The following is a 14,531-nucleotide window of genomic DNA, read 5'->3' as shown; positions in this document are numbered from 1 at the left end:
GGAAACTATATCAATTTGATTTCCTAGTCAACCATCGTCGGCGGGCTCAGGCCCCGATGCAAGAAAGAAGGCGGCGCGGACCCGGGGGGCCGCGCCGCCTTTTCTGAACTTGATCTGCGACATCACTCCGAGCGCAGCAACCGCTCCAGATAGTCGAGCTCGATCTTCGGGCGGTAGTCTTCCGAGAAGCGGCGGCGGAGTTCGTCGAGCACGCGGCGGGCGCGCTGGATGTCGATCTCGCCGGGCACCCGGACGCTGTCGCCATAGTCCGGCCCGTCGCGACGCTGCGGGCGGCCGAGCGGGTCGTCCTGCGGGCTCTGGCGCGCCTGGCCCTGGCCGCGGCCGCCTTCCTCGCCGGGCTGGTCGCCCATCTGCTCGGCGAGCTGCTGTGCGCCCTGGCGCAGTTGCTCCAGCGCCTGGCCCTGCTCACCGGCGGCGCCGCCGGGCTCGCCCTGGCCGAGCTGCTGCTCGGCCCGGCCCATCGCATCGCCGGCTTCGCCGAGTTGGTCGCCCGGCTCCATGCCGTTCTGGCGCATCTGCTCCTGCAGTTCACCGAGCCGGCGCTGCAGCTCGGCCTGACCTTCCTGCAGCCGCTGCATCGCCTCGGCGCGCTGCTCGGGCGTCATCTGCCCCTGTTCGCCCTGCTGGCCTTGTTGCCCCTGCTGCGGCTGGCCGCGCTGGCCCTGCTGCGGCTGGCGCCCGTCGGGCGACATGTTGAAGGTCTCGTTCATCAGGCGCTGCTGTTCCTGGATCATCCGGCCCAGCTCGTCCATCGCCTGGTTCATCGGGCTGTCGCCGGACGGCTGCTGCGGCTGGCCCTGCATCGCCTGCATGTTCTCGAGCATCCGGTCGAGCTGCGACAAAAGCTGCTCGGCGGCGTCCTTGTCGCCGAGCTTCGACAGCTCCTCCATCCGGTTGATCATGTCTTCCAGCTGCTGCGGCGAGATCTGCTGCGCGTTCGGCGGCATCTGCTGCGGCTGCGCCGCCTGCGGATTGTTCCGCATCTGCTCGGCGAGTGCCTGCATGTATTCGTTGAGCGCGTCGCGCAGCTCCTGCGTCAGCCGGGCGATCTCCTCGTCGGAGGCGCCGTTCTGCAGCGCCTCGCGCAGCCGCTCGCGGGCCTCGCGCAGCCGCTGCTCGGCGAGCGAGGCGTCGCCGCCGTCGATCGCCAGCGCCATCTCCCAGAGATAGTCCATCGCGGCGCGCAGATCGTCGTCGCTCGCCGCCGAGGCGACCAGGTTGCGACCGTGGCGCAGGCCGAGGAAGATCTTGGAATCCTCGATCGTGGTGTCGGCGTGCATCGTCACCGTGTCGAGCATGTCGGCGACGAAGCCCTGAGTGCGGGCGTCGAGGGCGAGGATGCGGCGCTGCTCGACCAGCATCTTCGCCACCGGGTCGGTGAACGGGCGCGCCGGGATCGTCACCTCGACCGGCGCGGTCCGGCCGATGTTGCCGGCGTCGTCGCGGGCTTCCAGCCGCATCGTCAGCCGGGTGCCGGCGTAGGGATGTGCGGCGAGGTCGCGGTAGGTCTCGGCCTTGTCGTCGGCGACGCCGCGGCGCGGCAGCGTCAGCGGAAAGTCCGGCGGCTCGATCAGCGGCCGCGGCTCGCCGTCGAGGATCGCGCCGGCGAGAGGCGGCATCGCCCGGGCGAGCGGCGCGTCGAACTTCGCGTCGGCGCCGACGAGGCGGTAGTCGTCGCGCGCCTGGTAGGCGAGCTGGAAAGCGCCGCGGCCGGTCTGGCCGGGTTCCTCGATCAGCGCGATCGTCGGCGGCTGGTCGGGATCGACGGTGAAGCGCCAGCTGCGCAGAACTTCGCCATTGGCGACCACGGCGAGCCGGCCGGAGTTTTCGAGCGGGAATTCATAGGCGACCGGGACGGCCGGCGCGCCGTCGCGGCGCTCGGCCGGGCGGGCATTGGCGGTCTCCGCCGGCTCCAGCGGGGGTACAGTGACGCCGCCGTCGGCGGCGATCTCGCCGTCCGGCGCGTCCGGCCCCTCGATCCACCGCACTTCGCCGGCCTCGAGCCCGGAGAGCCGCACCGTGACGAGGCTCGCCTCGGGCACGCGTGCCTCGGTGCGCAGCGGGGCCGCCACGGCCTCGCCGGGCTGGCGACCGGTGCCGGCCTCGGTCAGGAACACCGGCGGCCGGTCGGTATAGGCGGGCGGCGTCACCCAGGCGTCGATGCGGATGGTCGGGCCGGGTATCAGCGGCAGGCGCAGCGCGTCGGCGATGCGGCCGACCGGATCGGGGCCGGCGGCGGAGAGGCCGACGATGAACAGCAGGAACACGACGATGCGCAGACCCCAGCGGTCGCGCCGGTCGACGCGCGGCGAGGGCAGGCCAATGCGGATCGCCGACAGCCGTTCGCCGACGCGGGCAAGATGCGCCTGCCACAGCGCGCGGGAAAAGGCGTCGTCGCCGCCGGCGGCGAGATCGTCGGAGAGGGCGAGCAGCGGGCGGTGATCGAAGCCGCTGTCGCGTTCGAGCCGGTCGAGCGCATCGCGCCGCCGCGGCAGCCGCAGCCGGACCAGCGGCACCACGCTGGCGCCGAGCGCCAGCACGAACAGCGCGACGAGGCCGAGGCGCAGCCAGTCGGCCATCGCCGCGAACACGCCGAGCCAGGCGAGCGACACGAACACCGCGACGACCGAGAGCATCGGCAAGAGCGCCGGCCACAGCCGCTCGAACACCAGCGCCGCGCGGGCCTGCCGTGCCTTCTGCGCCAGCACGTCGAGCGGATCGCCGGCGAGATTGGGGAAAAGACGGGCAAACGGGCTGCGCCGCGCGGCGGGTCGGCCGGTGCTACGCGGGTCGGCCGCTGGTCGGTCGATCCCGGACCGGTTCGAGGGGGTCGGCTCCGCCACTGCGCCTCCTCCTGCGTTGCCCGTCACCCTCTAGAGGTGCGACCGGCGTCGGACCGGTGGTCCCGCTGGAGCGGGCAACCCGGCGCCCGGGACGGTGACAACCGCCGGGGCATGCTTCGGACAAGCAAGACTGGGACCGGAATACGGTCATTCCATGATCGCCGCTCGCCCCTGCCGGAAAACATAGCACGCAAGGTCGCCTCGCCAAGTCGCCCCGGCGAGATCGCGCGAAGTTGACGCGGCAACGCCGGCGCCGGTGGAAAACCGGGCGCCGGCGTCGCAGAGGGGGGCAGGTCTGCGAAGGGCGTCAGAGCCAGTCGGGCAGGCTGTCGAGGCCGATCAGCTCGTCATAGCTCGGGCGCGGGCGGACGACGTGCCAGCGGTCGCCGTCGACGAGGACTTCCGGCACCAGCGGCCGTGTGTTGTAGGTGCCGGCCTGCACCGCGCCATAGGCGCCGGCGGAGAAGACGGCGACCAGGTCGCCGGCGGCGAGCATCGGCAGCTCGCGGCCGAGCGCGAGATAGTCGCCGGTCTCGCAGACCGGGCCGACCACGTCGACCTTGGTCCGCGCCGCGCCGACGCCGGCTTCCACCACCGGGCGGATCTCGTGGTGCGCCTCGTAGAGCGTCGGCCGGATCAGGTCGTTCATGGCGGCGTCGACGATGACGAAGGTGCGCCCGGCGCCTTCCTTGCGGTAGACCACCTCGGCGACGAGGATGCCGGCATTGCCGGCGATCAGCCGGCCGGGCTCGAAGATCACCGCGCAGCCGAGCGTCTCGACATGCCGGCGCACCACGTCGGCATAGGCGCCGGGGTCGGGCGGCGGGGCGTTGTCGTCGCGGTAGGGAATGCCGAGCCCGCCGCCGAGGTCGACGTGGGCGATCTCGTGCCCGTCGGCGCGCAGCGTCGCCACCAGTTCGCCGAGCCGGCCGAAGGCGTCGTCGAAGGGGCCGAGCTCGGTGATCTGCGAGCCGATGTGCATGTCGATGCCGATGACGCGGATGCCCGGCATCTCGGCGGCGCGCGCATAGACGCGCCGCGCCTCGACCCACGGGATGCCGAACTTGTTCTCCGACTTGCCCGTCGAGATCTTGGCGTGGGTCAGGGCGTCGACGTCCGGGTTGATGCGGATCGCGATCGGTGCGACATGGCCACGCGACACCGCGATCTGCGACAGCCGCTCGAGCTCCGGCTCGGATTCGACGTTGAAGCAGTGGATGCCGGCACCGAGCGCGAACGCGATCTCGGCCGCGGTCTTGCCGACGCCGGAGAAGGCGATCTTCTCCGGCGGCACCCCGGCGGCGAGCGCGCGCCGGAGCTCACCCTCGGAGACGACGTCCATGCCGGCGCCGAGCTTTGCCAGCGTCTTCAGCACCGCCTGGTTGGAGTTCGCCTTCATCGCATAGAAGACGTGCGCGTCGAGGCCGGCGAAGGCGTCGCGGAAGACGCGGTAGTGCCGCGTCAGCGTCGCCGTCGAATAGACGTAGAACGGCGTCCCGACCGCCGCCGCGATGTCGGGAACCGGGACGTCCTCGGCGTGGAGGATGCCGTTGCGATAGGCGAAGTGATGCAAGTCGAGGTCTCCGGCGCCGGGTTCGGCGCATGCGTTCGCCGGGGTCTTGTCAGAGCAGCCAGTCGAGCAGGAACGGCCGGTCGGGGGCCGGCGTCGGGGCGGGGCGCCGTGGTTCCGGCGCGCCGAGCGGCACGGCGCCGAGGCCGCCCGGGGCGGCCGCCGGCTCAGGCGTTCCCGGTGGCTCGAGGCTGCCGCGCCGGCCGCAGCCGGCGAGCGCGGTCGCGACGACCATGACGGCGATCCCGGCGACAAGACCAGCGCGGCGGAGGCGGACGGGAGCTGTTCTCATCTTGGATCTCGGGCCGCGGGTGAAGCGGGGTGGGACAGCGGGCGGGAGCCGGATGATAGTCCGGGACCGCGCGCATCGCCATGCTGTTGAAAGGCCGGCCTCACGCGCCGAGCCGATCGCGCCAGAGCGCGGCCATCGCCGCGACATTGGCCGGCGCCGTGCCGCCGTAGCTCGTGCGGCTGCGCACGGAATCGTCGACCGAAAGCACGTCGTAGACCGCTTCGGTGATGCGGGCGTCGACGCCCTGCATGTCGGCGAGCGGCACGTCGGCAAGCTCGATGCCGCGCTCGGCGGCAATCCCGACGATGCGCCCCGTGACGTGGTGGGCGTCGCGGAAGGGAATGCCCCCCGCCCGCACCAGCCAGTCGGCGAGGTCGGTCGCGGTGGAAAAGCCGCTGCCGGCGGCGGCCCGCATCGCCTCGATGTTGACGGTCATGTCGCGGATCATGCCGGTCATCGCGGCGACCACCAGCGAGTAGCTCGCCAGCGCGTCGAAGGTCTGCTCCTTGTCTTCCTGCATGTCCTTCGAATAGGCGAGCGGCAGGCCCTTCATCACGATCAGCAGCGCGTTGAGCCCGCCGATGATGCGGCCCGACTTCGCGCGCACCAGCTCTGCGGCGTCCGGATTGCGCTTCTGCGGCATGATCGACGAGCCGGTCGAGAACTTGTCGGAGAGGCGCACGAAGCGGAACTGCGCCGACGACCAGATCACGATCTCCTCGGCGAGCCGCGAGAGATGCACCGCCGCGATCGCCGCCGCCGCCAGCACCTCGAGCGCGAAGTCGCGATCGGAGACGCTGTCGAGCGAGTTCGCCGTCGGCCGGTCGAAGCCGAGGCTCGCCGCCGTCATGTGCCGGTCGATCGGGAACGAGGTGCCGGCGAGCGCCGCGGCGCCGAGCGGGCATTCGTTGAGCCGGCGGCGGGCGTCGGCGAGCCGGCCGCGGTCGCGGTCGAACATCTCGACATAGGCCATCATGTGGTGGCCGAAGGTGACCGGCTGCGCCGACTGCAGGTGCGTGAAGCCCGGCATCACGGTGCCGGCGTGCTCCTCGGCGCGGGTCAGCAGCGCCTGCATCAGCGCGGTCAGCTGGTCGTGCAGATGGTCGACCGTGTCGCGCACCCAGAGCTTGAAGTCGGTCGCGACCTGGTCGTTGCGCGAGCGGGCGGTGTGCAGCCGGCCGGCGGGCTCGCCGATCCGCTCCTTCAGCGACGCCTCGACATTCATGTGAATGTCCTCGAGGGCTCGCGAGAACGTGAAACGGCCCGCCTCGATCTCCGCCCCGATCTCGTCTAGACCCGCGGCGATCGCCTCGGCATCGGCGGCGGACAGCACGCCGCGCGCGGCGAGCATTTCGGCATGGGCCTTGGACCCGCGGATGTCCTGGGCGTACAGCTTCTTGTCGAAGTCGATGGAGGCGTTGATTTCCTCCATGATCGCGTCAGGGCCTTCGCTGAAGCGGCCGCCCCACATGCGGTTGCTCATGGTCTACTCCGGGACGTCGAGGACGGAAATGGCGGACAGGATGGGGCGAGGACGGATCGGCCGCTGGGTCGGGGCTGCGGCGGTGCTGGGCCTCGTCGCCGGGTTCGGCGCGGTATACGTGAGCGAACAGGGCGCTGGCAACGGGGCGGACGGCGAATGTGCCGCCGCGGTCGACGCCGCCGGCCGGCTGAAGCCGCTGGTGAAGGGCGAGATCGCGGCACTGATCCCGGCCGAGCGCCCGGTGTCGCTGGCGAGCCTCTCGTTCCTCACCGAGACCGGCGCGCCGACGACGCTCGGCGATTTCGCCGGCCGCACCCTGCTCGTCAACCTCTGGGCCACCTGGTGCGCCCCCTGCCGCGCCGAGATGCCCGCGCTCGACCGCCTCGCCGGATCGCTCGATCCCGCCAAGGCCGAGGTGGTGGCGGTCAACCTCGACATCGGCAATTTCGACAAGGCCGACGCCTTCCTCACCGAGACCGGCGTCACCCGCCTCGGCCGCTGGCAGGACCCGAAGATGGGCATCTTCAACGAGCTGAAGCAGATGGGCCTCGCCTTCGGCCTGCCGACCACGCTGCTGGTCGACGACGCGGGCTGCCTGCTCGGCGTCATGCACGGCCCGGCCGAATGGGACGCGCCCGAGGCGGCCGCGGTGATCGCGGCGGCGGGGTAGGCTTTACCGTGGGGCCTCCCCCTCCCTGTCCCTCCCCCGCTGCGCAGGAGAGGGGACGCAGGAGGTTGGAACTCCTGGTTCATTGAAGTCTCGCTTCGGCGCAGTCGCTGTTTTGCGAAAGTCCTCTCGCCCATCGTCCCCTCTCCTGCGAAGCGGGGGAGGGACAGGGAGGGGGGAGGCCCCACGGCAAAGCCTCACCCCGCCACAGGCGTCGACAGCAGCCACAGCCCGAACACCGTATAACCGACCATCACCACCCCGAGCGGCAGCTCGATCAGGAACGCCTTCAGCGGGTCCGGCTCCTCGCGCGCCACGATCAGGTGGCAGACGAGAACGCCGAGCACGTGGCCGATGACGATCACCGCGGTCTGCACGGCGAAGATCGCGCGCGAGCCGGCGTAGCTCCCGAGAAACGACGTCGTCACGTACCAGTCGCGCAAGGCGAAGAGGTTCCAGCCGCGGCCGAACGGGTCGTTGAGCGCGAGCGCCGCGTACTGGCCGTTGATCAGCAGCGCGGTCAGGTAGTGCGCGAGGTGGAAGGTGACGGCGATCGGCACGATCGAAAACACCGCCCGCCCGGCGAGCACGCGGACCGGCGGTCCGCCGCCGGCGAGCCGGCGCCCGAGCGAAATCGCGGCGAAAAACACACCGGCGAGCGCCGCGAACGCCGCGATAAGGCCGAGCGTGTTCGGCAGCATCACCGCCGTGCGGCCGGGAAACTCCAGCGGATTGACCCCCGTCAGCCCCAGCCACCAGAACGTCTTCATCGTGCCGTCGAACGACACCGTGCTGAGGGTGAGAAGCAGCAGCAGCACGCCGGAGAGCGGCAGCGCCGCCCGGCCGAGCAACTGCGCCCCCGGGACGACGAGAGCGGCTCCTGCGTCACTCCGGGCATACGGCGAAAGCCCGGCGAGCCAGCCGAACAGCGCCCCGAACGGATCGCCGCGGCGAAGCCAAACGTCCGGTCCATAAGTGAGGCAGAAGGCGAAGGTCATGATCACATAGACGCCGACGACGACGCCGAGCGTCTCGGGATGGTCCGGCGCCGGGTAGACGAGCTCGAACCAGGCGAAGCCGAGGAAGGTGGCGATCGCCGGCAGGTAGCCGAGCCGCGCCGGCAACGGCCGCCGCGCCGCGGTGAAACCGCCGCCGCTGGCGCGATCGAGCAGCGCGCACGGGCCGCTGAACGGGTTCAACCAGCGCCAGAGATTGCCCAGCAGCGCGTGCGCGATCGGCAGTACGACCCAGAACAGCGTCCAGACCGTGAGGCTGAGCGGATTGCGCAGCGGGTCGGGATAGCCGAACAGCCCGGCGGCGAGCACGAGCAGCAGGACGATGAAACTCAGCGTGCTGGTGACGACGAGGCTGGGCAGGAGCCGGGGGAAAGCGGGCAGCGCCAGCCGCGCCGCGGCGAGCCGCTCGGTCGTGCGTGCGGGGACGAGGGCGACGACGGCGAGCGAGGCAGCGACGGCGAGCGCGCCCGCGAGCATGACGTGCCCGGTCGGCAGCAGCATGACGAAGCCGCGCTCGGCGCCGTGGGCGAGGGCGGGGGTGGGGAGGAGGGTGAGTGCGGCGGCGGTGATGGCTAGGCCGTGCCGTGCTGCCTCCCCCCTCCCTGTCCCTCCCCCGCTTCGCAGGAGAGGGGACGATGGGCGAGAGGACCTTTGCAATACCGGCTCTTCGCCAAAGCGAAGCGCTGTCGAAGTCGGCGCTCTCACCTCCTGCGTCCCCTCTCCTGCGAAGCGGGGGAGGGACAGGGAGGGGGGAGGCCGCTTGTTCGGAACCGCCATCCCCCTCAATGCCCGATCCCCACATACCGGTCGATCAGGCTGCGGTCCGCGCGGATCGCTTCGGCCGACACCGTTTCGCGCAGCTGCCCGTTCTCGAGAAACGCCACCCGGTCGACGGCGTCCAGCACCGCCTCGACGCGCTGTTCGACGAGGATCACCGAAACCCCGGTCGCCTTCAGCGCCGCAACCGACTGCCGGATCGCCGCGATCATCGAGGGCATCAGCCCCTCGGTCGGCTCGTCGAGCAGCAGGAGCTTCGGCTCGAGGCAGAGCGCGCGGGCCATCGCGAGCATCTGCTGCTCGCCGCCCGACAGCGTGCCGGAGCGCTGGCCCATCCGCTCGGCGAGCACAGGAAACAGCGCGATCGCCGCTTCCAGCGCCGGCTTGCCGCGCCCGCGCGCCATCAGGCCGATCTCGAGGTTCTCGCGCACGGTGAGTTCGGAGAACAGCCGCCGGCCCTGCGGCACGTAGCCGACGCCGGCCTTCGGCACCCGGTCCGGCGGCAGCGCGGAAATCTCGGTGCCGTCCAGCACGATGCGGCCGGCGCGGGCGCGCACGAGGCCCATGATCGCCTTCATCAGCGTGGTCTTGCCGGCGCCGTTGCGCCCGGTGAGGCACAGCGTCTCGCCGGGGGCGACGGAAAGCGTCAGGCCGCGCAGCACCTGCACGTCGCCGTAGAAGCAGTCGAGGCCCTCGATCGCCAGCATCGGCCGTCTCTCCTCACGTCCCGAGATAGGCGTGCTGCACCCTTGCATCGGCCCGGATCTCCGCCGGCGTGCCCTCGGCGAGGATGCGGCCGCGGTCGAGCACGGTGATGCGGGTGGCGAGGTCCATCACCACGGCCATGTTGTGCTCGATCAGCATCACCGTCGCGGTCTCGGCGATGGTGCGCACGAGGCCGATGAAATCGGCGATCTCCGGGTCGGAGAGGCCCTGCGTCGGCTCGTCGAGGATCAGCAGCTTCGGCGCGAGCCCGAGCCCCATCGCGACCTCGACCAGGCGCTGGTGGCCGTAGGCGAGGGTGCCGGCGGGCTGGTCCGCGCGGGCGGCGAGCCCGGTGAGGTCCAACGCCGTCATCGTGCGCCCCCGGATCTCCGCCTCGTCGAGCCGCGCGCCGAAACCCGCCTCCTTGGCGAGCGCGCTCTGCACGGCGAGGGCGACGTTGTCGAACACGGAGAGATTGCCGAAGATGCTGGTGATCTGGAACGTGTAGGCGATACCGCGTCGCACCCGGGCGTGCGCCGGCAGCCGGGTGACGTCCTCGCCCTCGAAGCGGATCGAGCCCTCCGACGGGGGCACACGGCCGGCGACGAGGCTGACGAAGGTGGTCTTGCCGGCGCCGTTCGGGCCGATCACGGCGCGGATCTCGCCGCGATCCAGCCGGAAATCGACGCCGTCGACGGCTTTGAGGCCGCCGAAGCGGCGCGACAGGCCGTTGGTTTCGAGCAGCGTCACGGTAGCCACGGCAGCCACCTTTCCCGCACCGTGCCGAGGATGCCCTTCGGGAAGAACAGCACCAGCGCCACCAGCACGAGGCCGACCACCACGAGATGCGCGGTCGTGAAGCCGGAGGCGAGGTCGATCAGGTAGAACATGATCAGCGTGCCGAGCACCGGCCCGAGCACGGTCGCCGCCCCGCCGAGCAGCGTCCAGAGCAGCGGATAGATCGAATAGTGGATCGAGGCGAAGCTGGAGCCGGCATAGGCGAACAGCAGCGCATAGGCCGCCCCCGCCGCCGCCGAGATCGTGCCGGACAGCACGACGGCGACCAGCTTGGCGCGGTAGCTGTCGTAGCCGAGCATCAAGGTCCGCGCCTCGTTCTCGCGGATCGCCACCAGCACCCGCCCGATCGGCCGGCGCACCACGACGAGGGTGATCGCGATCGCCGCGGCGAGCAGCGCGAGTGCCAGATTGTAGCGCAGCCCCGGATCGGCGAGGTCAACGGTGAGCCCGAGCAATTCGAACCGCCGCACCGCATCGGTCAGCACCAGCCCCTCGTCGCCGCGGGTGACATTTCCAAAATAGAGCGTTGCGAGGTAGCCCGCCTGCGCGAACATCAGCGTAACGATCATGAAGGCGACGCCGGTGGTGCGCAGCGCGACCGCACCCACAGTGAGCGCGACGAGGAACCCCGCCGCGATGCCGGCAAGGAACGCTGGCGGCGCCGTCCAGCCGAAGTGATAGGCGGGCAGGGCGGCGCCATAGAGCCCGGCGGCGAAGAACAGCGCGTGGCCCAGGCTGAGCAGGCCGGTGTAGCCGAACAGCAGGTTGTAGCCGACCGCAAACGTCGCGAGCAGCATCACCCGGGTGAGGCTGAGCGCGTGATACTCGGGCAGCACGAACTGCGCGGCGAGCAGCAGCGCGAGCACCCCGACGTGCAGCAGGATCGCCTTGTCGGCAAGCCCCTTGCGCGGGGCCGCGATCGCCGGCGCGCTCATCGGCTCTGCCCTCCGACGAGGCCGCCGGGTCGGACGACGAGGACGAGCGCGACCAGCAGCGTGCCGAGGATTTTTGCCAGCGTCGGCGAGAAGAACACGGAGATCATGCCGTCGGAAAGGCCGATCACCAGCGCGGCGATCACCGTGCCCTTGAGGCTGCCGAGGCCGCCGATGATCACCACGATGAACGAGAGCAGCAGCGGGTCGAGCCCCATCAGGTAGTGCGCCTGGCTGATCGGCACGATCAGCACCGCCGCGACCGCCGCCAGCATGGCGCCGGCCGCGAACACGCCGGCATAGACCCGGTCGACCCGGATGCCGAAGGCCTGCGCCGTCTCGCGGTCGAACTGCGTCGCCCGCATCACGAGGCCGATGCGGGTGCGCGTCAGCACCAGCCACACCGCGATGAGCATCGCCCCCGCCGCGGCGATCACGAACAGCTTGTAGCCCGACCAGCCGAACCACGGGAACACGATGCGGTAGCTGAACGGCGCCTGCACCGGGCGCGCATCGGCGCCGAAGAAGGTCAGTGCCGCCTGCTGCAGGATGAAGAGCAGCCCGATGGTCGCGACGATGGTCGCCTCGGGATTGTAGTCGAGCCGCCTGAGCACCAGCCGCTCGGCGGCGAGCGCCACCGCGCCGACGATCAGCGGCGCCCCGATCAGCGCCGCGACGAAGCCGACCGCCGGGTGCCCGGCGGCGAGGCTCGCGATCCACCACGCCGACACGGCGCCGAGCATGAAGAACTCGCCGTGCGCGACGTTGACGACGCGCATCACGCCGAACACCAGCGACAGCCCCAGCGCCGTCAGCGTCAGCACGCTCGCCTGGACCATGCCTTCGAGGAAGGCGAGGAGGAGGTGGGGACCGAAGGACAAGGGCGGGGTTCCGGGGGGTTGGGGGATCGTGCCGTGGGCCTCCCCCCTCCCTGTCCCTCCCCCGCTTCGCAGGAGAGGGGACGCAGGAGGTGAGGGCACCGTTGATCAGCAGCGTCGCGGTTCGGCGAAACGATCGTCAGGCGAAAGACCTGTCGCCCATCGTCCCCTCTCCTGCGAAGCGGGGGAGGGACAGGGAGGGGGGAGGCCGCACGGCGCGGCCTACCCCGCCCCCCTCACAGCGCCATCGTCGTGTAATCCCCCTCCGGCTCGTACATGCCGTCCTCGATCGAGGTCTTGTGCACCAGCTCGGCCTTGCCGCCGGTGACCTTGGTGATCGACTGCGAGCCGAACACCTGGTGGATCTTGCCGTTGAACACCTTGGCGCCCTGCGGATGCTCGTTGCTCTCGGCGAACTCGGTCAGCGCCTCGGTCGCCTCGACGAGCTTCGCCTTGTCGGCCGGGCCCTGGTAGCCGGCCGCCTCCATCGCCTGCTTCAGGACGTAGAGCGTCTCCCAGCAGCCGAACATGTGCGAATAGGTCGAGATGTCGGCCGCGTCGCTGACGCTGGCCCCGTTGGCGTCGACGCCGACCTTCTCGCGGTAGAACGTGTCGAAGGCCGAGGGATTGGCGCCCGCGTAGCGCGGATAGCCCTCCCAGAAGTGGGTGCCCTCGAGGAACTCGAGGCCGGGGCTGGCGAGGTCGACGGCTTCGAGGCTGTCGATGAAGCCGAAGAGCTCCGGGCGCTGCGAGCCGAAATGCTCGCCGAGTTCCTTGACGAAGGTCAGCACCGCCGGCCCGACCATCACGTGGTAGAGCACCTCGGTGTCCATCGGGATGTTCGGGAAATAGCGCGTGAACGAGGTCTCGGTCGGCGGCACCGGGATCAGCGTCGTCACCTCGCCGCCCTGCGCCTTGATCGCCTCGGAGAAGTAGTCGCGGTGATCGTAGCCGAACGCGAAGTCCGGGTAGATCATCGTGACCTTCTTGCCGAGGTTGCCGGCGATCCACGGCGCCATCGAGATCACCTGGCTGCGCACGTCGGTGATGCCGGGCTGGAAGGTGTAGCGGTTCATCTTGGTCGAGGCGACGTGGTGGCCCTCGGAGACCACGAAATAGGGCAGCTTCAATTCGCCGGCGCGCGGCGCCGAGCCGATCACGACGTGGCTGAACAGCGTGCCGAAGGCGACGTCGACCTTGTGCTGGGTGGCGAACTTCTCGATCACCTCGGCGCCGCGGCGCGGATCGGTGCCGTCGTCCTCGGCGACGATCTCGACCGGGCGGCCGTTGATGCCGCCCTGCTCGTTGATCAGCTTCACCGCGGCGTTGGTGGTGCGCTCGTACCAGCGGCCGTAGGCGGCGCCGATGCCGGTGCGGTGCACCTGGAAGCCGATCTTGATCGGCGCCGAGCTCTGCGCCTGTGCATAGCGCACGAAGCCGGGGCCGAGGATCAGGCCGCCGGCGGCGAGCGCCGCGCCCGCGCCGATGCCCTTCAGCACGTCGCGCCGGGTGGCGCCCGCGCCCGGGGAGGTCGCGGCGGGGGAGGGGGCGCCGGCGGCGTCTGCCGTCGTCGTGCTCGTGGTCGCGCCAGCGATGTCGATCTTGTCCGTCATCCGGTCCCTCCTCAGCTCGCGTCGGCCCGCGCCCGCCTCACGAACGCTCGCATACAAACGATCATGGCGAACGGATGCCAGTTCCGTGCCAGCGCCGCGAGGCGGAAAAACATCCCGCCGCGGCAGCGCTGACTGGAAACTGATCACATCGGCTGCCCGATGAGAAGGCAGCAGGCGGGGCTCAGGAGAGAAATGACTTTCGCCCGGGGAGCCGGTGGGCGGGGGAGCGCGGGACGGAGGCGCGGCCTACTCGTGCATCAGCGTCCAGATCGCCGCGCGCAATTCGTCGATGCCGCGATACTTCTCGCTCGAGGTGGCGATCAGCGTCGGATAGGCGGCGGGGCGCCGGACGATGCGCTTCGCCGTGTCGGCGATCAGGTCGGTGAGGGCCCGGCTGCCGATCTTGTCGGCCTTGGTCAGCACGATCTGGTAGGAGGCGGCCGCCTTGTCGAGCAGCGACAGCACGTCCTCGTCGTTGGCCTTCAGGCCGTGCCGCGCGTCGATCAGCACGTAGACGCGGCGCAGATTCGGCCGCCCGCGCAGATAGGAGAAGACGAGCGCGTTCCACGCCGCGACCTGCGCCTTCGGCGCCTTGGCGTAGCCGTAGCCCGGCATGTCGACGACGGTGAGCCCGTCGGCGTCGTCGGGGCGGAACAGGTTGAGCTCCTGCGTCCGGCCCGGCGTGTTCGAGGTGCGGGCGAGGCCGCCCTGCCCGGTGAGGGCGTTGATCAGGCTGGACTTGCCGACATTGGAGCGGCCGGCGAAGGCGATCTCCAACCCTTCCGCCGGCGGCAGCACGTCCATGTTCGGCACGCCGCGCACGAAGCTCCACGGCCGGGCGAACAGCAGCCGGCCGGCCTCGATCGCCGGATCGGGGGCGCTGGCCGGGGCGCCGCCGGCGGCGCTGTCGTCGGCGGCGTCAACCATGCGTGGGTC

At 70.8% G+C, this 14,531-nt stretch carries 12 protein-coding genes; 1 reads left to right on the top strand and 11 read right to left on the bottom strand.

Annotation, left to right across the window (positions count from 1 at the left end):
* Nucleotides 1-122 precede the first annotated feature (122 nt).
* The 4 genes from I5731_RS01145 to argH all read right to left on the bottom strand — a co-directional run bounded on the left by I5731_RS01145 (nt 123) and on the right by argH (nt 6,209).
* Nucleotides 123-2,864, bottom strand: a complete 2,742-nt coding sequence (locus tag I5731_RS01145) for a TIGR02302 family protein (RefSeq protein WP_197309510.1) — start codon at nt 2,862-2,864, stop codon at nt 123-125.
* A 307-nt stretch (nt 2,865-3,171) separates the two neighbouring features.
* Nucleotides 3,172-4,437, bottom strand: coding sequence for a diaminopimelate decarboxylase (gene lysA, locus I5731_RS01140; protein ID WP_197309509.1), 1,266 nt, complete (start codon nt 4,435-4,437; stop codon nt 3,172-3,174).
* Nucleotides 4,438-4,486: 49 nt separating this feature from the next.
* Nucleotides 4,487-4,669 carry a lipoprotein gene (locus I5731_RS01135; RefSeq protein ID WP_197309508.1) on the bottom strand — a complete coding sequence of 61 codons (183 nt, stop codon included), beginning with the start codon at nt 4,667-4,669 and terminating at the stop codon, nt 4,487-4,489.
* A gap of 157 nt (nt 4,670-4,826) precedes the next feature.
* Complete coding sequence (gene argH / locus I5731_RS01130) at nt 4,827-6,209, bottom strand: argininosuccinate lyase (RefSeq protein ID WP_197309507.1); 1,383 nt, start codon at nt 6,207-6,209, stop codon at nt 4,827-4,829.
* Nucleotides 6,210-6,237: 28 nt separating this feature from the next.
* Here argH and tlpA point away from each other — a divergent pair, with 28 nt between their 5' ends.
* Entirely contained in the window at nt 6,238-6,879 is a 642-nt protein-coding gene (tlpA, locus tag I5731_RS01125; protein ID WP_197309506.1) for a thiol:disulfide interchange protein TlpA, read from the top strand.
* A 194-nt stretch (nt 6,880-7,073) separates the two neighbouring features.
* Here tlpA and I5731_RS01120 read toward each other — a convergent pair whose 3' ends face one another.
* The 7 genes from I5731_RS01120 to yihA all read right to left on the bottom strand — a co-directional run bounded on the left by I5731_RS01120 (nt 7,074) and on the right by yihA (nt 14,522).
* Nucleotides 7,074-8,393 (bottom strand): hypothetical protein, encoded by a 1,320-nt coding sequence (locus tag I5731_RS01120; protein ID WP_235981463.1) that lies wholly within the window; start codon nt 8,391-8,393, stop codon nt 7,074-7,076.
* Nucleotides 8,394-8,674: 281 nt separating this feature from the next.
* Nucleotides 8,675-9,376: an ABC transporter ATP-binding protein gene (locus I5731_RS01115; protein WP_197309505.1), complete on the bottom strand. Its 702-nt coding sequence runs from the start codon at nt 9,374-9,376 to the stop codon at nt 8,675-8,677.
* Between the two features lie 13 nt (nt 9,377-9,389).
* Entirely contained in the window at nt 9,390-10,133 is a 744-nt protein-coding gene (locus tag I5731_RS01110; RefSeq protein WP_197309504.1) for an ABC transporter ATP-binding protein, read from the bottom strand.
* Nucleotides 10,121-11,107 (bottom strand): branched-chain amino acid ABC transporter permease, encoded by a 987-nt coding sequence (locus I5731_RS01105; protein ID WP_197309503.1) that lies wholly within the window; start codon nt 11,105-11,107, stop codon nt 10,121-10,123. Before I5731_RS01105 ends, I5731_RS01110 begins: the two co-directional genes overlap by 13 nt.
* On the bottom strand, nt 11,104-11,985 hold the full coding sequence (locus tag I5731_RS01100; protein WP_197309502.1) for a branched-chain amino acid ABC transporter permease: 882 nt from the start codon (nt 11,983-11,985) through the stop codon (nt 11,104-11,106). The genes I5731_RS01105 and I5731_RS01100 overlap by 4 nt, the downstream gene beginning before the upstream one ends.
* A gap of 233 nt (nt 11,986-12,218) precedes the next feature.
* On the bottom strand, nt 12,219-13,595 hold the full coding sequence (locus I5731_RS01095) for an ABC transporter substrate-binding protein (RefSeq protein WP_197309501.1): 1,377 nt from the start codon (nt 13,593-13,595) through the stop codon (nt 12,219-12,221).
* Between the two features lie 246 nt (nt 13,596-13,841).
* Nucleotides 13,842-14,522 carry a ribosome biogenesis GTP-binding protein YihA/YsxC gene (gene yihA / locus I5731_RS01090; RefSeq protein WP_197309500.1) on the bottom strand — a complete coding sequence of 227 codons (681 nt, stop codon included), beginning with the start codon at nt 14,520-14,522 and terminating at the stop codon, nt 13,842-13,844.
* Nucleotides 14,523-14,531: the final 9 nt, after the last annotated feature.

The sequence above is a fragment of the Methylobrevis albus genome (assembly GCF_015904235.1).
Lineage (GTDB): Bacteria > Pseudomonadota > Alphaproteobacteria > Rhizobiales > Pleomorphomonadaceae > Methylobrevis_A > Methylobrevis_A albus.
The sequence above is the reverse complement of the archived record's forward strand: the minus strand, read 5'-3'. Positions and strand labels throughout refer to the sequence as shown.